Source organism: Alteromonas sp. 4NH20-0104 (assembly GCF_057547795.1).
The window spans coordinates 1-25,115 of record NZ_BAAJLP010000047.1; the positions used below are offsets into that span (position 1 = coordinate 1).

The 25,115-nt window shown below is 48.7% G+C and carries 19 protein-coding genes and 1 pseudogene; 10 read left to right on the top strand and 10 right to left on the bottom strand.

The window, feature by feature from the left end; genetic code table 11:
- Positions 1–705: 705 nt before the first annotated feature.
- The gene (locus tag AC27IB_RS22360; RefSeq protein WP_487123731.1) at positions 706–6,075 is read left to right on the top strand and encodes an FG-GAP-like repeat-containing protein; all 5,370 of its coding nucleotides are present in this window, start codon (positions 706–708) and stop codon (positions 6,073–6,075) included.
- A 108-nt stretch (positions 6,076–6,183) separates the two neighbouring features.
- On the opposite strand, the gene AC27IB_RS22365 is transcribed toward AC27IB_RS22360, so the two are convergent.
- The 3 genes from AC27IB_RS22365 to AC27IB_RS22375 all read right to left on the bottom strand — a co-directional run bounded on the left by AC27IB_RS22365 (position 6,184) and on the right by AC27IB_RS22375 (position 9,006).
- Positions 6,184–7,515 carry a DEAD/DEAH box helicase gene (locus AC27IB_RS22365; protein WP_296052498.1) on the bottom strand — a complete coding sequence of 444 codons (1,332 nt, stop codon included), beginning with the start codon at positions 7,513–7,515 and terminating at the stop codon, positions 6,184–6,186.
- Positions 7,516–7,638: 123 nt separating this feature from the next.
- On the bottom strand, positions 7,639–8,298 hold the full coding sequence (locus AC27IB_RS22370) for a CoA transferase subunit B (protein WP_296052494.1): 660 nt from the start codon (positions 8,296–8,298) through the stop codon (positions 7,639–7,641).
- Between the two features lie 9 nt (positions 8,299–8,307).
- Complete coding sequence (locus AC27IB_RS22375; protein ID WP_296052492.1) at positions 8,308–9,006, bottom strand: CoA transferase subunit A; 699 nt, start codon at positions 9,004–9,006, stop codon at positions 8,308–8,310.
- A gap of 101 nt (positions 9,007–9,107) precedes the next feature.
- On the opposite strand from AC27IB_RS22375, the gene AC27IB_RS22380 reads away from it, so the two are divergent.
- Positions 9,108–10,001 (top strand): LysR family transcriptional regulator, encoded by an 894-nt coding sequence (locus tag AC27IB_RS22380; RefSeq protein ID WP_487123734.1) that lies wholly within the window; start codon positions 9,108–9,110, stop codon positions 9,999–10,001.
- 69 nt (positions 10,002–10,070) lie between these two features.
- Positions 10,071–10,451 (top strand): annotated as a pseudogene (locus AC27IB_RS22385) (GlcG/HbpS family heme-binding protein).
- A 35-nt stretch (positions 10,452–10,486) separates the two neighbouring features.
- Here AC27IB_RS22385 and AC27IB_RS22390 read toward each other — a convergent pair.
- From AC27IB_RS22390 to AC27IB_RS22400, 3 genes are all read right to left on the bottom strand, one after another.
- Positions 10,487–11,452 (bottom strand): sugar phosphate isomerase/epimerase family protein, encoded by a 966-nt coding sequence (locus AC27IB_RS22390; protein ID WP_487123736.1) that lies wholly within the window; start codon positions 11,450–11,452, stop codon positions 10,487–10,489.
- A 150-nt stretch (positions 11,453–11,602) separates the two neighbouring features.
- A complete protein-coding gene (locus AC27IB_RS22395; protein WP_487123738.1) occupies positions 11,603–12,364 on the bottom strand; it encodes a hypothetical protein in 762 nt (253 codons plus the stop codon).
- 59 nt (positions 12,365–12,423) lie between these two features.
- Positions 12,424–13,149: a sensor histidine kinase gene (locus AC27IB_RS22400; protein WP_487123740.1), complete on the bottom strand. Its 726-nt coding sequence runs from the start codon at positions 13,147–13,149 to the stop codon at positions 12,424–12,426.
- 176 nt (positions 13,150–13,325) lie between these two features.
- Between AC27IB_RS22400 and cysB the strand changes: the two genes are divergently transcribed.
- Positions 13,326–14,300, top strand: a complete 975-nt coding sequence (gene cysB, locus AC27IB_RS22405) for an HTH-type transcriptional regulator CysB (RefSeq protein WP_123326864.1) — start codon at positions 13,326–13,328, stop codon at positions 14,298–14,300.
- A 16-nt stretch (positions 14,301–14,316) separates the two neighbouring features.
- Here the strand turns inward: cysB and AC27IB_RS22410 are convergent, their stop codons facing one another.
- From AC27IB_RS22410 to pabB, 3 genes are all read right to left on the bottom strand, one after another.
- Positions 14,317–15,687: an L-serine ammonia-lyase gene (locus AC27IB_RS22410; protein ID WP_296053690.1), complete on the bottom strand. Its 1,371-nt coding sequence runs from the start codon at positions 15,685–15,687 to the stop codon at positions 14,317–14,319.
- A 126-nt stretch (positions 15,688–15,813) separates the two neighbouring features.
- Positions 15,814–16,392 carry a CoA pyrophosphatase gene (locus tag AC27IB_RS22415; RefSeq protein WP_296053692.1) on the bottom strand — a complete coding sequence of 193 codons (579 nt, stop codon included), beginning with the start codon at positions 16,390–16,392 and terminating at the stop codon, positions 15,814–15,816.
- A complete protein-coding gene (gene pabB, locus AC27IB_RS22420; protein WP_487123742.1) occupies positions 16,385–17,803 on the bottom strand; it encodes an aminodeoxychorismate synthase component I in 1,419 nt (472 codons plus the stop codon). The genes AC27IB_RS22415 and pabB overlap by 8 nt, the downstream gene beginning before the upstream one ends.
- 176 nt (positions 17,804–17,979) lie before the next feature.
- Between pabB and AC27IB_RS22425 the strand changes: the two genes are divergently transcribed.
- Together AC27IB_RS22425 and rmuC are read left to right on the top strand one after the other, a co-directional pair.
- Complete coding sequence (locus AC27IB_RS22425; protein ID WP_296046797.1) at positions 17,980–19,509, top strand: fumarate hydratase; 1,530 nt, start codon at positions 17,980–17,982, stop codon at positions 19,507–19,509.
- A gap of 100 nt (positions 19,510–19,609) precedes the next feature.
- A complete protein-coding gene (gene rmuC, locus AC27IB_RS22430; protein ID WP_296046798.1) occupies positions 19,610–21,052 on the top strand; it encodes a DNA recombination protein RmuC in 1,443 nt (480 codons plus the stop codon).
- On the opposite strand, the gene AC27IB_RS22435 is transcribed toward rmuC, so the two are convergent.
- On the bottom strand, positions 21,049–22,236 hold the full coding sequence (locus AC27IB_RS22435; protein ID WP_487123745.1) for a GGDEF domain-containing protein: 1,188 nt from the start codon (positions 22,234–22,236) through the stop codon (positions 21,049–21,051). The two genes, rmuC and AC27IB_RS22435, sit on opposite strands and share 4 nt — an antisense overlap.
- A gap of 97 nt (positions 22,237–22,333) precedes the next feature.
- Between AC27IB_RS22435 and AC27IB_RS22440 the strand changes: the two genes are divergently transcribed.
- From AC27IB_RS22440 to AC27IB_RS22455, 4 genes are all read left to right on the top strand, one after another.
- On the top strand, positions 22,334–23,239 hold the full coding sequence (locus AC27IB_RS22440; RefSeq protein WP_487123747.1) for a prenyltransferase: 906 nt from the start codon (positions 22,334–22,336) through the stop codon (positions 23,237–23,239).
- A complete protein-coding gene (locus AC27IB_RS22445; protein ID WP_487123748.1) occupies positions 23,224–23,940 on the top strand; it encodes an SOS response-associated peptidase family protein in 717 nt (238 codons plus the stop codon). The genes AC27IB_RS22440 and AC27IB_RS22445 overlap by 16 nt, the downstream gene beginning before the upstream one ends.
- A 130-nt stretch (positions 23,941–24,070) precedes the next feature.
- A complete protein-coding gene (locus tag AC27IB_RS22450; protein ID WP_487123750.1) occupies positions 24,071–24,646 on the top strand; it encodes a helix-turn-helix transcriptional regulator in 576 nt (191 codons plus the stop codon).
- Positions 24,647–24,770: 124 nt separating this feature from the next.
- A complete protein-coding gene (locus tag AC27IB_RS22455; RefSeq protein WP_487123752.1) occupies positions 24,771–25,088 on the top strand; it encodes a hypothetical protein in 318 nt (105 codons plus the stop codon).
- The last annotated feature ends 27 nt before the right edge of the window (positions 25,089–25,115 follow it).

The window sequence follows — 25,115 nt, forward strand, 5'->3', positions numbered from 1 at the left end:
CGGAAAAAACACCCCTCTAACGGTACCACCCTGGTAAAGTTAAACAGATCATCTTGTGTCAATTATTTTCATGGATTTAACAAAAAATTATTATTTTAACTGTACAACGTTGTTGACAGGGTTAGGGGTTGTATATATTTTAAACTTTAACCGTTGTACCTGATTGTTATACATGTTGGTTGTGAAGTACAAAAAACAAGGCTGTTTTGATTTTCGCACAGGGAAAACCCAAGGTGTTTAGCAGAATTTTAGACGTTTGTTATTACCCAACAAACCGCCCGATAAAACTCTGCCTGACTGCAATCTGTAAGTTGATACTCTGCAAAAAATTAGAACGAGAGCTGACAGTCTAATCGTCGGCTTATCGTCTGTTTATTTCATCTTTATTACCTGCCTGTAAAAAACCATAAACCGTCGTGGGCGTTTCAGCCCAAAAGTGACCCGGTTTAACAAATAACATCATCAATGCAGCTTAGCGGTTGTTAATTATCTCCTGTTGTGGATTAGCAAAAAGTTGCTGAAAAAATTAGTTTGCGGTGATTTTGATAAGCGCCGACTAATTAAAAATGTGGTTATTGCAGAGCTCTTAAGCCTGCAAACGCCGCGATATAAAAGCAAAAACAAGCCGTCTGAATGAACAACCATAAGATTCATAAACGGTATTCAGGTCCCAGGGGCCATGACACAAGGAATGGAGGTAAGAACATGTTTAGAATTCAACATTTGTCGAAATCTAAACACATTGAAAAGCATCAATGTGACTGGCCGCTCACCCAGCCAGAAAAACAGCAACCCCGGTTCGGCAAGACCGCACTGAGCGTTGCTATGCTCGCTCTAAGTACATCGGTATCGGCCGAAGAACTGATACTAAAATCAATTGCTCAACACGATGGGATTGTTAATGAAAGCCCGGCACTCAATAACACCGGTGGTTTTACTCAACCCAACCGCAGTGGTTTAGCGGCCTTAAGTATTGGCGACCTGTCTGATACCCGTCAGGTCAAAACCATTGTTTCATTTGATACATCACAAATTCCGGTTGGCGCTGAAATTACCGAAGCGGTGCTGCGTATGCGGCACGCACGTTCGCCCGGCGCCAGTCCTTTTGACGTGCTTGCTCCCTGCGTGATAGATGTTAATAGCGGCGGCTTTAACGGCAATGTGGCGCTGGAGTCGGAAGACTTCGACGCGCCGGCCACCAGCACTGCGGCAGGCACATTAAGCGCAGTTGTGCGCTCAAATGAGTGGTCAGAAGCCACCTTCAGTAGTGCCGGACTCGGCGCTATTAACCGCAGCGGATATACCCAGGTCAGGGCATATTGCACGGTAGAAGATAACGGTGACAGCAGCCAGAATACGGCTAACTTTGCTTCCGGTGAGACGCCTCAATATGCGCCTGAACTGGTGATTTCTTATACCGAAGAAGTGATCGAAGTACCACATTCCATTGCCCGTATCTGGAATGAAGAATTACTGAGCTCTATTCGTTTGGATTTCGCCCGACCTACGGTTCATGCCCGTAACCTTTACCATACCTCAGCTGCCATGTGGGATGCCTGGGCGGCTTATGATGAAGAGGCCGGGCAGGTCATTCACCATGAAAAAATGGCACCGGTCGCCGATATTGATGCGGCCCGGGCCGAAGCCATCAGTTACGCAATGTATCGGATCCTGACGTGGCGGTTTGCACCATCTCCCGGTGCAGCAGAACGCTTACCTGCCTTTGATGCACGAATGGCTGAACTGGGTTATGACACCGACTACACGTCTACAGAGGGAGATTCGCCAGCGGCGCTGGGTAACCGTATTGCAGCCTCTGTGATAGAGTTTGGTCTGAATGACTATTCAAACGAACAAGCCAATTTTGCCAACAATTATTATACCTCGATTAATCCGCCGTTGTTGCCGGAATTCCCGGGGAATCCTGATCTTGTTGATCCCGATCGCTGGCAACCCTTGTCGCTGGAATTTTTCGTCGATCAAAGTGGTAATTTGATCCCCGGCGGCTCGCTGGACTTCCTGAGCCCGGAATGGGGGCATGTTACGCCGTTTGCGCTTACCGAAGACGATCTGACTGTCTACAGTCGCGACGGTCATGACTATTATGTTTACCACGATCCCGGCGCGCCGCCTGCATTTGGCACAGAAGATTACCGTGCAGGCTTCCAGCAAGTGCTGGAGTGGAGTGGTGAACTCGACCCTGCTGATGGCGTAATGATTGATATTAGTCCTGCCTCTCGGGGTAATAATACATTGGGGACTAACGACGGGCAGGGTCGCGACCTTAACCCCATTACTGGTCAGCCTTATGATCAGCAACTGGTACCTGCCGGTGATTATTACCGCGTTCTGGCTGAGTTTTGGGCCGATGGTCCGGACTCTGAAACGCCTCCCGGACACTGGTTCTCAGTGGCTAACTATGTTGTTGATCATGAATTACACATTAACCAGTTTGGCGGTCAGGGTTCCGTTCTTGATGCCCTGGAGTACGATGTCAAAATGTACCTGGTTCTGGGTGGTGCCATGCATGACTCGGCGATTTCTGCCTGGGGTGTAAAAGGCTGGTACGATTATATTCGTCCGGTTTCGGCAATTCGTCATATGTGTGACCTCGGTCAGTCGTCGGATCCGTCCGGCCCAAGCTATAATCCTGATGGCATAGGTTTGGTACCGGGTAAAATAGAAGTCGTGACGGCAGCGTCGATTCAGCCTGGTGGTGTGCATGAACACCTGGCCGGTGACAATAACGAAAACGTCGGTAAGATTGCTGCCTACGCCTGGAAGGGGCCCGATTATATCGAGGACCCGGACACCACAACGGCGGGTACCGACTGGATATTGTGTGAAAACTGGTGGCCGTATCAGCGACCAAGCTTTGTTACACCGCCATTCGCTGGCTATGTATCAGGTCACAGTACCTTTAGTCGTGCAGCTGCAGAAGTCATGACCCTGGTCACTGGTGATGAGTACTTCCCGGGTGGTATGGGCACGTTTGATGCGCCACAAAATGAGTTTCTGGTGTTTGAAGAAGGCCCGAGTGTCGACCTGCAATTACAGTGGGCGACGTATCGGGATGCCTCTGATGAAACCAGCATTTCGCGTATTTACGGCGGGATTCACCCCACCGCGGATGACATTCCTGGTCGATTAATGGGCGCCGAAATAGGGCCTGATGCCTTTAACCACGCCACACGTTATTTCTCTGGTGAGTTAGGAATTTTACCCACCATTGAGCTGGTGACTGATATTTCTGGTCAGGTGTTCCAACCTGGTGAAAGTGTTGTCCTTTCTGCGATGGCTGCCGACTCTGATGAAGCCGATCTGTCGGCTGATATCGTCTGGACTTCATCGGTTGATGGTATTTTGGGAAGCGGTTCTGAAATTACGGTTGCCAGTTTATCCGCCGGTGTGCATACCATCACCGCTACGGTAACAGACAGTAACGGTCAGACTACGGAACTGGTCTTTGAAATTGCCATTGGCAGCCAGTTACCCACCATTGAACTGATTGGTCCTGCTAACGACACCCTGGTGACAGCCGGTGACGAAATACTGTTTACCGCCACTGCTGATGACTTTGAGCAGGGGGACATTTCGGCCGATATCCTATGGTTGTCTGATATCGATGGAATGTTTGCCAGCTCGGGCAGTGCGTCGGTAACCAGCTTATCTCCGGGTCAGCATACTGTTACAGCATTAGTGCAGGACGCAGAGGGTAATGAGGCGTCAGCAAGTGTCTTACTCACCGTTTACGGCATACTTGAGGATCCTGGTGCCAGTGTGACACTGAGATCAAACCCCATTGAAGACGGTTTTATAGTGGAGTCGGCTGAAAACAGTGATACCGGTGGCGTGGCGATCCCATTCCTGTCGAATGGTGGCGCACTGCGTGTTGGCGACAATAACCTTAATCAGCAGATTAAGTTAATTACCTCATTTGCCATACCCCAGGGGACTACTGTCTCGTCTGCAACCCTCTATCTCACTCGTGGTGGTGGCGTTGGTGCCAGCCCGCTGGACTTGCTTGGCCCTTGTACGGTTGATGTTCACAGCACAGGCTTTAGTAATGACCCGCGTATTCATGCCAGCGACTTTGAGGCTGCTCCAACGGTAGCGAATGCCGGTGAATTGATTGCACCTGCCTCAGGCGATGTGTTTGTAGCGGAAATCTCTGCTCAGGGTGTGGCAGCGATTGTCGACGGTCAGTCAGCGCAGTTCAGGGTGAGTTGTACGATAGATGACAACAATGATAGCCTGGAAAACTCCATTGGATTCTACTCTGGTGAAAGTGCAGATCCTGCTCTGCAACCACAGTTAGTACTTAGTGCATCTGGCTCTGGTAGCAATACCGCACCTTCAGTTGTGATTGTGCAGCCTGCCGATGAAGCACGGGTAGCCTTGGGCGATCCGGTGATGTTTGATGCCAGTGCAATGGACGATCAAGACGGTGACTTATCATCAATGATCATCTGGCGCTCCAGTATCGATGGCATTATTGGTGAAGGCAGTATTTTCTCTGTTTCGTCTCTCAGTCAGGGATCTCATACCATTACGGCTGAGGCGCTCGACACTGAGTTTGTGCCTGGTCGCGCTACCATTACCGTACATGTGGGTGTGGATCTAACGCCGTTATTCGTTGATGCAACTGTATTGTCTGGTCTCAATAGTATTCCAGGCGCCATTGGTCTTGCTGCCGGCGATTACGACAATGACGGGTGTGTGGACTTAGCGGTAACCCCGCGCAATGTTACGGAAACAGTGCTTCTGTATAAGAGTAACTGTGACGGTACCTTTACCAACGTCACCACACAAGCCAACATGGTCACGTCTGGTGGTGCCGGCTCTGGTCTGGCATGGGGTGACTTCGACAATGATGGTTTGCTTGATCTGTACGTAGCCAATCAGTCTAACCTGAATACACGCAGCGAGTTGTGGCATAACCAGGGCGACGGTACCTTTATTGATGTATCTGATACGCTGGCTATACCAGGCAGTGCTGGTGCGATAGGGGTTGTCTGGAATGACTTCGATGGCGATAACGACCTCGATATTTTTGTTGCAGGTCGCTACGGTGATGTGCCGGCTGATAGCCTTTACCAGAACGACAGTGGTAGCTTCTTCGACGTAGCACCGTTTATGGGCATTGATGGGATTAATACCGGTTCCGGTCCGGACCGCCTGACCTACATGGGAGCCTTCGCAGACTTTGACGGTGACCTCACGCAGGACTTATGGCTGTCAGTCGACTTTGGCGCCGACGTATTGTATCGCAATATCGACGGTATGCTGGTTGACGACAGTGATGCGGCGGGTATTTCTGCCACTTCTGCCACTCATGGTATGGGGATTGCGGTAGGTGATCCGAATGGTGATGGCTGTCTGGACGTGTTGGTTACCAATAACGGCTCAGAACGCTCAACCGATCCGGCACCGTCGCCGCTGCATGCCAATAACTGTGATGGTACCTTTACGGATATTACCGCCAGTGCAGGCGTGCTGATGCGTAATGTGACTGAGTGGGGCGCTAACTTCGTGGACTTCGATAATGACGGTGATGAAGATTTAAGTATCGTTGCCGGCGGGATTTCCAATGAGGAATACGCCAACGTACTTTATCAAAACGTTGCTACTGAGGCGGGTGAGGTGCAGTTTGCCGATGTCACCGGTGCTACCGGAACGTCGGGCATGGGTAACTCACGGGGCTCTATCTGGTTCGACTTTGATGAAGATGGTGACATGGACTGGCTGATTGCTAATTCTAACGGTGTCATTTTGTTGCGAAACGACGGCCCTACGGGTAATTACTTCTCGGTGAAACTAGCCGGTGTGGTGAGCAATAGTTATGGTGTGGGTGCCCGAATCGAGGTCACCGTGGGTAGCAAAACCATGATCAGGTATCTGCAGGCCGGTTCAAGCTTCGCTTCGGCTGAAGAACTTGAAGCTGCCTTTGGTATCGGAGAAGCCGAATCTATCGATCAGATAGTCGTTAAATGGCCCAGTGGTATTGTTGATACACTTCGCGGCCCTATTAGTGCTAATAGTCAGTTACTGATTGCCGAAGGCGATTATCAGTAAACGGCGATTAGATTGCCACGGCCGGTAATGAGTTTCCGGCCAATAAAAAATCCGGTAATCGTGATTACCGGATTTTTTTATGTGTCCTGAATAAACCCGGTTTCGAGTTTATTCTTCTTCATCGAGCGGTGGCGGTGTGGCTTTTTTACGCATCGGCATGTGGCCTATATCCTCACCGGTCATGGTTCTTACCCGTTGGGTCTTTTTGACTGACTGCGCTGATTTTTTGTCTGCTGAGTTATCAGCTTTAGGCGCCTTTTTAAGTTTCGCTGGCTTGGCCTTAATACCGCTGAACTTAGACGGCAGTTCGGCATGTTGCTGGGGTTCCAGTGGATAGGAAAGTTGTTGCTTTAAAGCCGAAAAGCTTTGCCAGTCACGCTTTCCGACAAACGATACCGCGGCACCCTGATTACCCGCCCGGCCGGTACGTCCGATGCGATGAATATATTCTTCGGGATGCTTTGGCATATCATAGTTGATTACCAGCCCAACCTTGGACAAATCCAGGCCTCTGGACGCCACATCGGTGGTAACCAGGATATCAAACTGGCCGCGGGCAAATTCATTCATAACCAAAGAGCGCTTCGATTGCGCGTAGTCACCTCTTAATGGCTGTGAAGTACGGTTGGGTAAATGTTCACTAAGCACAGTGCTGAGTCGCTCGGCATCGTCTCGCGTGGCGGTAAACACAATGGCCTGATTGTAGCTATTTTGGGTCAGCTGGTCGCAGAGCAGGGCATCTTTATGCTCAATACTCTCGGCAAAATACAGCGTCTGGGTAATATCGGTATGTTCAGCCGTTGCACTGCCAACCGCGACCCTGACTGGTGATTTAAGCAGTGAATCCAGCGCGTGGTTTAACTCAATGTGATCCATCGTGGCAGAAAATAACATGGTCTGACGCTTTCGATGATCGGCTTTTCGGTTAATTAAATTAAGCGCCTGGGCAAAGCCAAGGTCGAGCATACGATCCGCTTCATCGAATATCAGCATTTCCAGACCGTTGATAAAGAAGCTTTTATCTTCTAAATGATCGGCTACCCGGCCCGGCGTACCAACAATTATATGTGGGCTGCGTCGCAACGCTTTGGTTTGATCGTTATAGTTATCGCCGCCCACAATCAGCGCGGTGGCGAGGTTTTTCTTCTGACATAACCATTTGGCTTCGCCAAATACCTGCTTGGCTAGTTCGCGGGTTGGCGCGAGTATAAGAATACGGGGATCCTGTCGGCTTAATGGTTTTTGCGTTAACAAACGGTGCACGGCAGGAATTAAAAATGCCAGTGTTTTACCTGAACCGGTTTTTGAAGAGGCGATAATATCCTTACCAATAAGGGCCGGCAGAATGGTTTTTTCCTGAACTTCAGTCAGTTCAGTAAAGCCTTTATCTTCAATACGGCTGATAAGGGTATGGTGTACAGGTAAGTCAGTAATTAACAATGTGGCTTTGCTCCGGTTTAGATCCGCGCCTATTATCCCTGATTACGTACCTGAGTAAAGCGACAAGCCAAAAAGAAGGGGCAAACCGGTGTAGCCGGATGCCCCTTTTTAAGTAATTCAGACTCAGGCAAAGGCCATTTCAGGCACATCCCCTTCAACCACCAGTTTACCAGCGGTTTTCTCTTTGATTTCATCAACCGATACGCCCGGCGCCCGTTCGCGCAAATAAAATGCGCCGTCTTTGACTTCCAGTACAGCTAAATCGGTAATGATGCGGGTAATACAGTTTACGCCGGTGAGTGGCAGGGTACATTCCTGTAATAACTTAGAATTACCGTGTTTGTCGGCGTGGGTCATGGTAACGATAATATTTTTCGCACCAGCCACTAAGTCCATAGCGCCGCCCATCCCTTTGATAAGTTTGCCCGGGATCATCCACGACGCAATATTACCATTGACATCGACTTCAAAGGCACCCAGCACTGTAAAGTCAACATGACCACCGCGGATCATGGCAAAGCTTTCTGCTGAACTGAAGATGGATGCGCCAGTGATAGCGGTTACGGTTTCTTTACCCGCGTTAATCATGTCTGCATCGACTTCTTCATCGGTAGGGTAGCGTCCCATTCCCAGCAGGCCATTTTCTGACTGTAACATTACGCTAATGCCGTCTGGTACATAGTTTGCCGCCAGGGTAGGAATACCAATCCCCAGATTGACGTAGTTACCATCCTGAAATTCCTGCGCCACGCGCATCGCAATCTGATCTCTTGTTAATGCCATGACTGCCTCCTATTTAGCCGTTACGCGACGTTCGATACGTTTTTCAAACGTGCCCTGGATAACCCGATCCACATAAATGCCCGGCGTATGAATGTGAGCAGGATCTAATGTACCCGGTTCTACAATTTCTTCCACTTCCACAACGGTAATTTTACCGGCGGTTGCCGCCATTGGATTAAAATTCTGCGCAGTGTGACGATAAACACAGTTGCCATAACGGTCGGCTTTCCAGGCTTTAACAATCGCGAAATCACCCGTAATGGATTCTTCCAGAATATAAGGACGACCATTAAATTCCTTCACTTCTTTACCTTCACCTACCGGTGTGCCGTAGCCCGTGGCAGTATAAAATGCCGGAATACCTGCACCACCAGCGCGCATTTTTTCAGCCAGTGTACCTTGTGGTGTTAGTTCGACTTCCAGTTCTCCGTTAAGCAACTGTTTTTCAAACAGTGCATTTTCACCAACGTAAGAGGAAATCATTTTCTTAATTTGTTTATCTTCGAGCAGTATGCCCAGGCCAAAGCCATCTACACCACAGTTGTTAGAAACGATAGTCAGTCCCTTGGTACCCATTTTTTTAATTTGGGCGATGCTGCCCTCAGGAATACCACACAGACCAAACCCACCGGCGATGACGGTCATATTATCTTCTAACCCTTCCATCGCGGCTTCGTAACTGGATACGACTTTATCGAAACCAGACATAGCATACTCTCCTTTAAGTAATGAACGCAGCTAGTATCAATCAGGGTTAAAATTTTGTAAAATTGATTAAATGTCACTTTTAATAAAAATAATTTATTAATATGAGTATTTCTTACCGCAATATGCAGGCGTTTTTATGTGTTGCTGATTCTGCAACCTTTGCTGAAGCTGCTGAAAAGCTGTTTGTAACCCAACCGGCGTTATCCAGCTCGATTAAGAAAATGGAAGAGCAACTGGGCGGGCAGCTTTTTAGTCGCACCACCCGACGCGTGCAGCTAACACCGGAAGGAGAAAGCTTTCTGCCCCATGCCCGCCGTATCATGCATGACTGGGATGATGCGGTGGAAGGCGTGCAAAATTTGTTTGCTATGGCTCAGGGGCGTTTATCGGTGGCGGCTATGCCATCGTTTGCCGAGTCTAAACTGCCGGGCATTCTGGTGCGCTTTCATCAGCAGTTTGTCAACATTCGCGTGCGTGTACTCGATGTTATTATGGAGGAAACCCTGCAAGCGGTGCTCTCCGGCAGGGCAGACATTGGCTTTTGCTTTGAGCCGGAAAGCAGCGACAATCTGGAGTTTTTTCCGTTATTCACCGACCGGTTTGTTGCCGTTATGCCCGCCGATCATCCGTTGGGCGCAAGTCGCACGATCACCCTTGAAGACATTGTCAGTCAGCCATTTATATCACCTAACCGAGGCTCCAGCGTGCGGCAGTGGACCGAAGTAATGACCGCTGAATACGGCCAGTTGAATATTGTGGCGGAAACCGGTCAGTACGGCACTATTGGTCAGCTTATCGCTCATGGTCTGGGGATCTCGGTAGTACCATCGCTGTGTCTCGAGCAAATGTTGCGTAAGGGCTTAATATGTCGCGATATAGAAAACAGTCCGCTGGTCAAGCGGGTAGGGATGGTGCGGGCTAACCGTGGTGTAATGGGGGTGGCAGCACAAACATTGTGGCACCAGGTAGTATCGGATTACTCTACAAATTTGTAAATTGAATCAGTAGGTTAAATTAGGCAAGGTAACGTAAAACTGACCGGGGAAAAGCCAATGACCACACCTATGACCGTAGCGACGGCGCGTCGCTATATTGCTCAGGCAACTGCTAAATCCGAACAACTGGGGATCAAAGTTTGTATTGCCATCGTCGACAGCGGGGCCCATCTGGTGGCCTTTTAACGAATGGACGACGCTTTTCTTGGTTCGGTGGATATTGCCATTAAGAAAGCCAGGACGTCCGCCTTGTTTCCGTTGGAATCTGGTCAGCTTGGTGCGCTCATTCGTTCTGAACAACTTACCGGCTTTGAGTTATCAAATGATAGTTTAATGGGGTTTAATGGCGGGGTGCCCGTTTTTAACGGTGATAATCAAGTTGGTGCGATTGGGATTTCCGGCGGTAGTGCTGAACAAGATTTAGCTATCGCTAAAGCGGCGCTGGCCTGATAGTCAGGCCCGAAAAGGCCCAACACCGGTTGCTTTTATTTACGACACACGTTTTGTAAATGCGCCAGACCGAACCTGGCATCTTCATAAGGCGTTGCGGTGACATCCACTTCCACGTAACGATTCTGGATATTGTGTTCATCCAGGTACGCCAGTATGGGGGTAAAGTCGATGCCACCCTGACCCGGAGCTTTCACCTGTAATGCTTCTGGCATAAGTTGTTCGGAGTCTCCAGGTGAGACCTGGACATGGTAATCACGATCTTTCATATGACAGCCGATAACACGCTTGCCATATTTTTTAAGCGCTTCCAGCGGAGCAACATCAGCAACCGCTACCCAGCCCAGATCCAATTGCAGCTTAACGTAGTTAGGGTCGGTATTTTCCATCAACCAGTCGAGTATGGTTTTACCTTCAACCTTGGTAAATTCCATATGATGATTATGATAGGCAAAGCCAAAACCCTGATCGTGGAATTTCTTGCCACGCAGGTTGATCCGCTCAGCCATATGCAGCACTTTGTCTACAGAATCCGGCACGGTGATGCTGACTTTGCCGTTATCGAAGGCCAATAACTCTTCCGCCAGTGGTTCAATAAAATAGTCGATGCCCAGTTTAGTGGCCAGTTCATTGGTATGATTTAGATCGTCAAGTTTTCCACTCACGTGGGCGGTAGGCGTTTTCAGATTCAGCGCTTGCAGTGTAGTAGCGAGTTCATCTATCGACAGGCCAAAAAACGGCGCGCCGGGGATTCCGATAAAACCGCCCAGGCCAAAGGGTTCTACCTGACTAAAGCCCATGGCCGCTATGTTGGCCAGTGTGCCTTTCGGATCTTTGGCAAAGCTATCGCGGAACATAAAGAGCTGTACACCATAATCACTGTTGCTGTTACAGGTGACTGCGGAGGTTTGTTCCCCGCTGCAGGACCACAGTAAGGGGGTGCCGGCCAGGGTGGCAAAAGCGGCGCTGGATTTTAAAAAATGACGTCGGCCAAAAGCCATGAGCTACTCCAAGAGACCATCATAAGGTCCTCAGATTAGCACAGAATATTTGTAACGAAAATGTAAAAGTTAGGAGGGTTAACAAATTAACCGCAAGGGCGTTTTAACGCCGCTTAGTTCAGCGCAAAACCGGGCTACACAGACCCTGACTTACCATTTTTTCTTCGGTGCAAACAATTCATCAAGCTCATCACGTTCTTCTTCGCGGCGTTTGGCCCGATCCTGAGCATTGGCGTTTTTGAGGTTTTCCTGAATGTCTTTAAGCTGCTGGTTTAGCCATTCCAGACGGGACTGGACAAATTCGTCGGGTTGCGTCTGGGCTTCCAGGGCGGCAATGGCCTTTTCGTAATATTGTCGGGCGGAGCCGAGCATATTAGTTTGCTGAGCGCCCCGGCCGCGGCGAATAAGGGTTTCTACGTTCACTTTTAACTGTAAACGTTCGAGCATTTTGTCTTGTTCGAGGTAGGTACTGCCATCGACTTTACCTTTACTTCTTTCAGTACGCAGCATGACACGAAGCTTCTTTACTGCCTGAATGTACTGAATAATCATTTTGTCGGTTTCCGGTAACGCAAACTGATTATTACTCTCGGGCTCTATATCGATAGATTTAATTCTGGCGCTGATATCGTCAAGGTGCTGTTTAATATCCGGCGAGTTACTGTTGAGTTCAAAGGTTACCTGCAAAGCCCGTTGAATACGTTTGAGTAATATTTTTATCAGCCCCTGGGAAATAGGCATCTGGGCAGTGGCCATGAGGACATTTTCAGTTTCATCGATGATTGTACGCTGCTTGGCAACTTCGGCGCGGCGCTCGGCATCCATTTTTGCTTTGTACTGTTGATAGGCATTCACCACAATGGCCAATACTACCAGCACTACTATCAGTACAATTATTATTATAAATGTCATTCAGTGCTTCCCGTCTGTGTATTGCTTTTTTTCATCGTTATTAGTTTATCGGCCCGAACTCAGGGGATGTTAACTTCAAATACGCCACCGCCCAGAGAGCCCCCGTTAGACAGCGTAATAAAACCCTGCCGGTCTCCCTGAGAATGCGCTCTGGCAATGAGGTGCGCAAAATACAGGCCTAATCCGGTACGGCCCTGAGTTACATTAAAATCTGAAGGTTTGGTATCAACGGTCACCAGCATATGATCAGGATAGCCGTCGCCGTCGTCCTCTACTTTAACAACTAAATTGCCATCTAGTTGATACGCATTGATAATAATGTCTGATTTACCATATCGAAGAGCATTGATCAAAACATCATTAATTAACAAATACATGAGGTCAGCATCCAGATACCAGGCGAGTTCGCCGGAACACTGATTTTTAATGGTAATTTTCTTCTGTGTTGCATAGAGCTGATTGGACAACACAATATCTTCGAGCAATTCGTTGATAAAACTCTGGTCAATCATTACCGGCAGGGTTTCACGGTTAGCGCGATAAAGAGACAATATTTGCACCAAACCGGTATTCATACGGTTAGCTTCATAGTGCAGGTCAACAATTTGGTTGCGGGTTTCAACGAGCTCAGGAGGAAGGGTAGACACGATTTGCTCAACCGACTGCACTAACAGGTTCAGTGAGTTTTTCATGTCGTGCACGGCGGCAGCCAGTACAGTTGAAAAATCAAACTGTGAGTCTGGAGAGAGTTCGGCGCTGTTGTTTTCCTCAGAGCGGGTTGTCATTTCTGTTACTTCCAATTGTTCTCAGACTTGCTTATGCTAGTATCCAACATAATAATAACTAATTCCTCTACTTTTGCATAAGCATGCGATTAAGCACGATAACAGGACAGCATTCTGTTCAGGCTTCATTGTATGAGTGTGCGTTGACGGTTGTCAGGTTTACGCGTGGATATACAATGAAATTACAACAATTAAGATACATTGTCGAAGTACAGAACAATAACCTTAACGTATCAGCCACTGCTGAAAGCTTATTTACCTCACAACCCGGGATCAGTAAACAAGTCCGAATGCTCGAAGATGAGCTAGGCGTGCAGATTTTTGGTCGTAGTGGTAAGCACTTAACCCATGTGACACCGGCGGGCAATGAAGTGATTAATATTGCCCGCGAGATCCTCAACAAAGTCGAGAGCATTAAAGCGGTGGCCCGCGAACACAATCTGCCTGATCAGGGTAAATTAAATATTGCCACCACCCACACGCAGGCCAGATATGCCTTACCGGATGTGATCAAAGGGTTTATGAACAAATATCCCAAGGTTTCATTGCATATGCACCAGGGCACGCCGTCGCAAATCAGTGATTTGGCCGCCAAAGGCGAAGCAGACTTTGCAATAGCTACCGAGTCGTTGCATCTGTACAACGATCTGGTAATGCTGCCGTGCTATCACTGGAATCGCAGCGTTATAGTCAATAAAGACCATCCACTGGCTAAGAAGACATCCATTACGATTGAAGATGTAGCGCAGTACCCACTGGTAACTTATGTGTTTGGATTTACCGGCCGCTCCGAGCTCGACCATGCCTTCGAGAAAGCCGGGCTAACGCCTAAGATAGTCTTTACCGCCACCGACGCTGATGTCATTAAAACCTATGTAAGGCTAGGGGTTGGGATTGGTGTTATCGCCTCGATGGCTGTGAGCGAAGAGCTGGATGCCGACCTGGTCAAAATAGACGCCAGCCATATGTTTGAATACAGCACTACCAAAATAGGCTTTCGCAAGGGGTCGTTCCTGCGCAGTTACATGTTTGACTTCATTGAGCGCTTCGCGCCGCATCTGACCAAAGACAAAGTCGAAAAGGCCATGATGCTGAAAAATAATGATGAAGTAGAGCGAATGTTTAAAGGGCACACGCTACCGGTGAAATAGCGGCGCCACACACACGTTAACACTCAATTATATTCACTGCGAGACCGCCTCTGGCGGTTTCTTTGTATTTGGTTTTCATGTCGGCGCCGGTATCCCGCATGGTTTTGATCACCTTATCGAGCGAGACCTTTTGCTCGCCGGTGCCACGCAGTGCGAGACGCGATGCATTAATGGCTTTAATCGCCCCCATGGCGTTACGTTCAATACAGGGAACCTGAACCAATCCGCCAACCGGATCGCAGGTTAAGCCCAGATTATGCTCCATACCAATTTCGGCTGCACATTCTACCGCGGCAATGTTGCCGCCCAGTACTTCAGTTAAGGCACCCGCAGCCATAGAGCAGGCAACGCCTACTTCCCCCTGACAGCCCACTTCGGCGCCGGAAATAGAGGCATTTTCTTTGTACAGAATACCAATGGCTCCGGCGGTCAGTAAAAAGCGACTGGCGATGTCTTTGTCTACCGGGCGGACGAATTTATCGACGTATTTCAGCACCGCGGGAATAATGCCGGCCGCACCGTTGGTTGGCGCTGTAACCACCCGGCCACCGGCGGCGTTTTCTTCGTTAACGGCCAGTGCAAACAGGTTTACCCAGTCCAGAGGTTGCATTGGATCGCCGCTGTATTCGGTCATCAGGCGGTGATATAGCGAGGGCGCCCGACGTATTACCTTTAACCCGCCGGGTAAAATGCCTTCGCTTTCAATGCCTCGCTCAATACAGGCATCCATGGTCATCCACAGTCCCTGCAAGCGCGTTTTTATGTCTTTACCCGGGTGCAGCGCCTGTTCATTTTTAAGCATCAGGGCACTGATACTAAAGCCTTGTTCTTTGCACAGACTTAACAATTGAGCCGCGGTGCGAAAACTAAAGGGCACGGTATTGCTAATTTCTTTGGCTTCCTGTTTGGCCTCATCCCATTGGTCATCACGCACAATGAAACCGCCGCCAATGGAATAATAGGTTTGTGAAAGCAGCAGGGTTTCGCCTTGATAAGCGTGCAAGGTCATCGCATTAGCATGGCGGGGCAAGGTTTTACGACGATGAAAAACTATGGCTTTGGAGCGCGGAAAGCGAATAGACTTCTCGCCACCAAGAGTAAGCGTTTCGTTGGCGTCGATATCGGCCAGCCAGCGGTCGATATTGTCGACGTCTATGGTATCAGGGCGTTCGCCAAGTAGTCCCAGAATTACTGCTTTGCCACTGCCGTGACCTTTACCGGTTTGTCCCAGCGAGCCAAATAGCTCTGTGGTGACATGGGTTACTGTGGTAATGAGCTGCTGGCTTCTGAGTTCATCAACAAATTCTGCCGCGGCGTTCATTGGCCCAACAGTATGCGAGCTCGATGGGCCTATGCCCACACTGAACATATCAAATACACTTATCATCAGATGCGTTTACCATTATTGTCATTATCATTCCATTCTGCCGCTGTAGCGAGGCCAGAACAAACCAGTTAAGCTAATGGTAGCATGAGAATTTCTATTGATAAGGCGTGTTTTAGCGGGCTGTGATTAAGGGTTGTCAGTATAAATTGACGCCAGGTTACGCAACAGGGCAGCTGTAGCGCCCCAAATCATGCGGTTATGCCAGGGAATAAAATGCACAGGATTGGTTAATGGTCCACGATGAAAGTGTTCCGTGATGTAGTTGTTGGTATCGAGCAAAAACGCCAGCGGCACCTCAAAGGTATCGCTCACCTCATTGCTGTCGATGATTACGTCAAAATCCGGATCAACTATGGCGACCACGGCGGTAATACAAAAGCCGGTGATAGTGCGGTGCTCTGGCATAACGCCTATTACCTGACATTTTTGCCGTGGCAGGCCTATTTCTTCCCAGGCTTCTCGTAGGGCGGTGTCTATCAGATCGGTATCCTGTGCTTCCTGTTTCCCACCGGGGAAACTAATTTGTCCGGGATGATGGACAAGGTGTAACGCCCGTTGAGTAAGTAGCACTGTAAGGCCGTCCGGGCGGTCCATAAGCGGCACCAACACTCCTGCGGCACGCCCGGCATGGGGCAACGGGTAATCGTCGCTGACCGCCAGTGGCGGCGAGGAATGAAAGCGGTGCAGAAAATCGAGTTTATTCACCGCAGGCCTCCAGCACCGGCAGGATACGGGCGACTTTATCGAGGGTTTCCTGATATTCTTCAGCCGCATTGGAGTCGAGCACAATACCGCCACCCGCCCAGCAGTAAAGCTGGTTTTGTTCACCCAGCAGGGTGCGAATACAAATGCTTGAGTCCAGGTCGTTTTTTAACCCTAAATAGAGAAAACTGCCACAATAAATACTGCGTCGGTTGGGCTCCAGTTCTTCAATAATTTCCATTGCGCGAATTTTAGGGGCGCCGGTAATAGACCCGCCGGGAAAGCAACCGGCTAATAAATCGAGGGGATGACTTCCGGGCGCTAATTTACTGGTGATCTTAGTAACCATATGGTGCACCGCCGGGTAACTTTCCAGTTTGAACAGTTCCGGTACCTGTAAACTGCCAGGAACACTGTGCTTGCTGATGTCGTTACGCAATAAATCAACAATCATCAGGTTTTCGGCGCGGTCTTTCTCGGCGCTTAACAACGACTCGGCACTGGCGGCATCTTCATCGGGGTGGGAAAATCGGGGGCGGGTGCCTTTAATCGGTTTGGTTTCAATAATGCCGTTGCGACATTGAATAAAGCGCTCTGGCGATAAACTCAGTATGGCGCTGTTGCCAACTTGCATAAACGCCGAAAAAGGCACGCTATTGGCCTGAGTCAGCGTACGGTAGGCGGTCCATAAACTGCCGTTAAATTGGGTTGTAAAACGTTGGGCAAAATTGACCTGATAACAATCGCCGGCCACCAGATACTGGTGCACGGCCGCCAGGGCCTCACTGTATGCGGCCTGACTCATGTTGCTTTGCCAGCCGCCTTTAATGGCAAATGGCACCGGCTGTGCTGAAATCCACTGCTTAAAATCGGGCACGGCTACCGCCGCAGTATGACAAAAATACCAACGGTCATCCTGAACGTCGTGGATCAGCGCACGGTTATATAAACCCAGTGCCATTTCAGGACACTGATATTCGTCTGGATTACTGGCCGGCAGAGTCTCGTACTCGCGACCCAGGTCATAACTACAATAACCGGCTAATCCAAGCACCAATGGCAGCTGCTCATAGCAGTCAGGCGCTTCACTGGTGTTAATACTGTGCTGAAACGCCGTAAGGTAACGCCTGGCGGTTTCAAGGGGGCCTTCATCGGTGGTATCGAGTGATTCCACTACCGTGCTCTGTGCCCGCACCTCCGTAATACCATGTTTAGTCGTTAGCGTCAGGGCCGGTGACCACAAGGCGATGTCATATCGGCTGTTACTTTGGGTGGAGTTGCCGGAGTCATATAACAAACTCCAGTCGTCACGGGCAACAAACTGAAAAACCGCTTGCAGCGTGGTGTTAGCGGGTAATGTTACCGGCGTGATACGCAGCGAGTCTGGGGAAAATGAAAATCGGGACTGTGGCATTCAATTCTTTTCTTGTATTTATCACAAACAATGTATTGGCAAGCCTGCTGCAACCGTGTGAGTAGCTTCACGCCACCAAAGTCGCAGATGGTTTTAATGGTGCCAGTTGTCGACATGCGGTAGTATACGGATTCTTCGTCTAGATGACTATGTGAGCCTAAAAATAAGAGGACGCCATGACCGTAATTCGTCAACAAGACTTTATCGATAGCATCGAAGATGCGCTGCAGTTCATTTCTTACTACCACCCACTTGATTATGTGAAGGCTGTTGAACAGGCCTATCTCAAGGAAGAAAGCCAGGCGGCAAAAGATGCCATGGCGCAAATCCTGATTAACTCACGTATGTCAGCCGAGGGTAAACGTCCACTGTGTCAGGATACAGGCATTGTGACCTGTTTCGTGAAAATTGGCATGGCTGTAAGCTGGGATAAAACCGACATGACCGTTCAGCAAATGGTTGATGAAGGTACCCGCCGTGCTTACCTGAACCCGGATAATCCGTTACGTGCTTCGATTGTAGCCGATCCGGCCGGTGCGCGGAAAAATACCAAAGACAATACCCCGGCGGTCGTCCATATCGACACCGTTGCGGGCGATAAAATTGAAGTGATGATCGCGGCCAAAGGCGGCGGTTCTGAAAACAAATCAAAAATGGTAATGCTCAATCCCAGCGACGACATTGTTGAATGGGTACTGAAAACCTTACCAACCATGGGCGCTGGCTGGTGTCCGCCAGGCATGCTTGGCCTGGGCATTGGTGGTACTGCTGAGAAAGCGGCGGTACTGGCCAAAGAAAGCCTGATGGATCCGGTGGATATTCAGGAGCTGATTGCTCGTGGCCCGGAAACTACCGATGAAAAACTGCGGGTGGAAATTTACGAACGTGTAAATAAACTGGGTATCGGTGCACAGGGCCTCGGCGGTTTAACTACCGTGGTGGATGTGAAAATTAAATCGGTACCGACTCACGCGGCGTCTAAGCCTGTGGCAATGATCCCCAACTGTGCGGCAACCCGTCATGCGCATTTCTACCTCGACGGTAGTGGCCCGGCAGACTTAAAAGCGCCTAAGCTGGAAGAATGGCCGGAAGTCACCTGGGAAGTCAGTGAAAATACCCGCCGCGTGAATATGGACGAAGTCACCAAAGAAGACATCAAAGAATGGAAAGTAGGCGAAACCGTGCTGCTGTCTGGCAAGATGTTGACCGGCCGTGATGCGGCGCACAAACGCATTCAGACCATGTTGGAAAACGGTGAAGGGTTACCAGAAGGTGTAGACCTGAACGGTAAGTTTATCTACTACGTAGGTCCGGTAGACGCTGTGGGCGACGAGGTAGTAGGTCCTGCTGGCCCGACGACTGCAACCCGGATGGATAAATTCACCGACATGATGCTGGAGAAAACCGGTATTGCCGGTATGATTGGTAAAGCTGAACGCGGTCCAGCGACTGTTGAATCCATTGCTAAACACGAATCAGTGTATCTGATGGCAGTGGGTGGTGCGGCTTACCTGGTGTCTAAAGCCATTAAGAAAGCCCGTGTGGTTGCCTTTGAAGACTTAGGGATGGAAGCCATCTATGAGTTTGAAGTGGAAGACATGCCGGTAACCGTAGCCGTGGACTCTACCGGGGCCAATGCTCACCAGACCGGCCCGGCTATCTGGAAGGCAAAAATTGCAGAGTTGGACGAAGCACTGTCTAAATAACCAGCATTTAACACCAGTTAAGCGATTATTCGCTTAAACCAAAACCAAAAACGGGTAACATGAGTTACCCGTTTTTTTATTGAAGTTATTCAGGTTGGTAATGGAACACCTTAATATTATTATTCCCGCTGGCGCTGCATTACTGGCACTAGTTATTGGCCTGGTGATTGGCCGGTTTCAGGGCAAGGTACAAGCGCAACAAGCACAGGCCGAACAACAATTGTTGGTACAGCAACTTGAACAGGCACAGCAGTCCTTAGAGGCCGTCGAGAAAAGAGCTGGGCAGGATATAAACGAACTTAAGCAGCAGCTTTCCTCGTTGCAGGCTTCATTACAGGAACAAGCGGCCAAAGCGGCATTGCTGCCAGAAGCGCAACAGCAACGTCAGCAGTTACAAAGTGAATTAAAAACCCTTCAGGGCGATTTTACCCAGTTAAAAGCGTCCAGCGATGCCCGCCAGGCGGCTTTTGATGTGGCTGAAAAATCTCATGAAGAAAAGCTCGCCAGCCTGCAACAAGCCGAAAAGCGGCTGCAGGAGCAGTTTGAGAACCTCGCCAATCGCATTTTTCAACAAAAAGCCGAGAGCTTTGGCAACGAAAGTAAAACCCGCCTGGATGCGCTGCTAAACCCGTTGAAAGATCAAATCGAAGGTTTCAAAAAGCAGGTTACTGACCAATACGTCAAAGAAGGGCAGGAGCGAGCCTCACTTAAAACCGAGATTCTGGGTTTAAAAGCGTTAAACCAGCAGATCACCGAAGATGCCGCGGCGTTAACCCGGGCGTTGAAAGGCGATAACAAGCAACAGGGTAACTGGGGTGAGGTCGTGCTGGAACGGATCCTGAAGGAATCCGGCTTACGGGAAGGCCATGAGTTCGAAACCCAGGTGTCGGCTCGTAACGAGCAGGGTAAACTGCAACAGCCCGATGTGGTTGTACATTTGCCTAACGACAAAGATGTGATCATCGATTCAAAGGTGAGCCTGGCCGCCTACGAACGGTATTTTAACAGCGACAATGACGAAGAACGGGCTCGCCAATTAAAAGAGCACGTCAATTCGCTGCGAACCCATATTAAAGCGCTGGGTGCAAAAGATTACCATGAGCTGGAAGCGATCCGCTCGCTCGACTACGTACTGATGTTTATTCCGGTAGAGCCGGCGTTTTTGCTAGCAGTAGAAAGCGATCCCGAACTGGTCACGCTGGCCCTTAACAACAATATTATGCTGGTTTCGCCCACCAATCTGTTGGTAGCACTGCGTACCATCAACAATATCTGGCAATATGAATATCAAAATCAGAACGCTCAGAAAATTGCCCAGCATGCGGCTAAACTTTACGATAAGTTTGCCGGTTTTGTTGGCGATATGGAAAAGATTGGTAAGGCAGTAGAAAGCACTCAGAAACACTATGATGCCGCGCTGAATAAATTAACCAGTGGGCGGGGTAACCTGGTGCGTCAGGTTGAACAGTTCCGCGCATTGGGGGTTCAACCCAGTAAACGGCTGGCCGATACCAGTGATGACGACTCCGACGAACAGGACTAAACAAGGTAATTCAATTTTGTACCGGCCATTACCGCCTGATTTCGGCCGTTTGCTTTGGCCTGGTACAGTGCATCGTCAGCCAGTTTAAGCAGTTGGTCCGGGTCTCGGGCCTGACTGGCTTCCACACAACCAATGCTGATAGTCAGAGGGTCGGCTGCGTCGGCCCACTTAGCTTCACTCAGTGTTTGACAGATTTTATCGGCTATTAGTTTTGCGTCACTCTGAGACTGGTCGGCCAGCAGCACAATAAACTCCTCACCACCAAATCGGGCGACCAGATCAGATTGCCTGACCTGCTGCTTTAATTGTTTGGCGGTATGCACAATAGCTTTGTCACCAGCACTGTGACCAAAGGTATCGTTGATCATTTTAAAGTAGTCGATATCGAGCATTAAAATACTAAACGGGCGCTGATAGCGTTGAAACAGCGAGAATTGGTACTCCAGTTGTGATTGAAACGCCCGGCGGTTAAGCAGTCCCGTCAGCTGGTCGTGGTCGGCGAGATATTTCATGCGCACAATTAACCGGGAGATGGTAGTCCCTACTGCGGTGGTATTGATTAATATAACCAGCACAACCTGCATCCATAGCATCAGTGACGCATTGTAAGGAGAGAAAAACAAACTGTTTTGTGGAATAGGTACGGTAACTGCCCAGAGGGTAATTTTACTGACCACCATGACTATGATGAGGACATCGGCCAGGCACAGGATGCTGGCGATATTGGCTGAAAAGGCCTCATGCAACGCCTTAAATTTCATTTTCAGGGTGGCAACCATCACCACGATAATCATACCTAACGCCAGTAATGACGCGGATTCTGGTGTTATCCAACCCAATAAAAACAAGCCATAGGCTGCACTCACCACCAGGATCATTGAACTAAACCATTTCGGATCGATGGTCAGGCGAAATAGGTGTCGTAGTGCAAGGTTATAGATAATAAATGAAATCAGTAATATGATATCCCCAATCACCCACAAAAAAAGTGTGGGATTGTCGGGATGACGAAAATCGAGAAGCAGGGCCAGCGCAAATAACAGGTTGGCCAGCGCAAAGCGGATACTGCTGTTATGGTACAACTGTAAAGGCTTGGCAATCACTATCCAGCCAATACTGAACAGCAGAGCCAATAAAATATTGACTTTGTTTAACTCGATACTGGTTGAAAGGAGTGTATCCATCAAAATGCCATCAGCTCGACATACCTTTAGTTTAGCGCAACTTCGTGACTAATTATTGAAGCAGATCATTAACCAATCGACTGCATAGGAGCAGGGAATGAGCGTTCTATCCACCGTAGTTAAAACCATGCGTCCTCCGTTTTTATTGCTGGTAGTGAGTTGTCTGACACTCAGCTTTGGCTTTGTTAACTTTTTAAATATAGACGGTTCCTGGTTTTTATTAAGTTTAATTGTGGTTTGTGGCCTGTGTGCACATATTGCTGTAAACATGCTCAATGAATATGTTGACTGTACCAGTAAGCTGGATTTTTCCACCAACCGAACCCCCTTCAGTGGCGGTAGCGGGGCGCTGGTCAATCAGCCGTCGGTGGCCGGGTTGGTAAAATACATTGGTATTGCCTTTGTCGTACTCACCATTGCCTCAGGATTGCTGGTGTTACAACACACGCCTGAAGCCTGGGTTTCGTTATTTGGTATGGGAGTGTTAGGGGTAATAATAGTAGTAAGCTATACACCGGTGCTCAACCGCTACCCCTGGTTATGCCTGGTGGCACCGGGATTAGGTTTTGGTATTTTAATGTCATACGGTAGCTATGTGGCCATCAGCGGTTCGCATAATACAACAATGTTATTATTGGCGCTGATCCCCACGTTGTTAACTAATAATCTGTTACTACTCAATCAGTTTCCCGATGCGGCCAATGATGCAGAGCATGGCCGAAACCATGTGCTCATAGAATACGGTTATGCGTTTTCAGCCAGGCTGTATTTAGTGCAATGGCTACTCACCATACTGGTCGTTGTGTTAACCGTAGTAGCGTTTCATTTACCCTGGTACAGCCTTATTTGTTTATTACCTATGCTGCCGGGTTGGCGGATATATCAACAGGCCAAACAGTTTGAACAGCCTGATAAACCCTTTTTGGCGGCAATGGGGCAGAATGTCATTATGACACTCGCAACGCCGTTGTTATTAGGAGTGGTGCTGTGTGTGGCAGGCTAAACGTTACCGATAGTCCTGGTGTCAGGCAGTTGTGCGATCAACTGGAAATTCATTTCTGGCCAGAGGAGGGCATGCGGTTCAGCCGTTTTGTACGCGCCACTGAAAGAGTAACCATTGTGCTCGAACAACAGGGAAGAAGGGTAGCGCGGAATGCCATCTGGTGGTTGCTGCTGGAGCCGGAACACAGCACTGGTATTATGCATTTCAAGCCGTCACGTTATACTTCTTTCAATACCCGTTACGACAAGCTCAACGTGCCTCGTAGCGCGGGATATCACTCTTTTCGACAGCATCGTTGTGTTATTCCGGTCGCTGGTTTTGGTGAGTCGCAAAAAGTCGGCAGTAAAATGACTTACCACGACATGATTGCCAATCCCGAAGCGCAAATGGCCATGGGCGGCCTGTATCGTGAATGGCACGGTCACGACAGTCATGGTAATGAGTTTGTTGAGACCTCTTGCTCGGTGGTTACGTTGCCGCCACACGAAAAATTAGTGGATGTTCATCAAAAATCCACGCCATTAATGTTATCTCCAAAAGATAACAGCCTGCAGCGATGGCTTGATGCAGGCATTACTGAGCCACAGGCGCTTGAAGATTTATTAGTACCCAAAATACGCCACCAGTTTAAGGTTCAGCCCATTAATAAGCCTTCACTCTATCAGCCTGCCGGAGAGTCATATGATCTTGAACCGGATTAATCAAAAAGAGCATAAAAAATAAAGCTAACCGATTCGCAAGTACAGCAAATCAGGCAGTTAGCGGTTTGTCGTAACACCAATAAGGACTATTCCCTTACGATAGAGTTTTATCATTCAAAGGAATAGTAATATGGACATGAAAATAGACTCAAAATTAATCGTTAAACTCAGAAAAGAGAAAGGGTGGAGTCAACAGCACCTTTCCCTTGCTTCCGGGGTAAGTCTGCGCACTGTTCAGAGAGTAGAGAACGAGGGGAACACATCTCTAGAAACGCTGAAATCGCTGGCATCAGCGTTTGAAACTGATTTTAACAGTCTGATTTTTAAACCCTCAAAACCAAATGGCGTAGTGAAAAAGACAGCGGCTTCTTTTGCTTTGCTTATGTCTTTGGCAATGAGTGTTTTTCTTACATCAACGACTACAGCTTCGCCCGGTGTGGAAGTGCTGGCCGACAAAATGATAGTTTCTCAAAATAAGAAAGAGACCGTCTTCTTTGGCAAAGTCACGATGGTTATTCCCCCTGATGTCCCTTTTGAGATTTCGACAATTGAAAGTCATCCGAACGATAACAACTACGATTATCAACTTAAAATCACTGCGGAAGACTCATCATTTCTAGCTTTAGGTGCTCGAATTAAAAGAGTAGATACGGGGTTAGAGATTAGTGCAGCAGAAATGCGTACAAGCAACGCTACCTATGAGTAATGTTACTAACCACTCAATTAGCTCACTCATTGCGTTCGCTGGAATATTTGCACGTGGAGCGGTTTTGCCATTATGCCCCGGTGGCAGCCTCCGCGATTGGAAAATTAAGGGCCAGAGTTCACACATGATTAGGGGAGTCTTATCAGCGCTGTTTATGTTTCTTGCTTACCCGTTGGGTAATGCGGTTGCCGAAGAGCATTATTTGGTGGGTGTCAAAGAGCAAGGTTATTTATTCAATAACACAGACGAGTTACTGAACGACAATCAACTTCGAGCAATAATCTCATCTAAAAAAGTAGACAGCATTACGTTAATCCTAGACAAGTGCATGGATCCACAGCGTACAATTGACGCCTATATTGTGCTTAATGGCTTCGGTATCAATAGGATTTCGCTACACATTAACCCCAAACAACAACACTCAGACTGTGAACATGCATAACATAACCTGAGGCGCGTAACCGCAGAG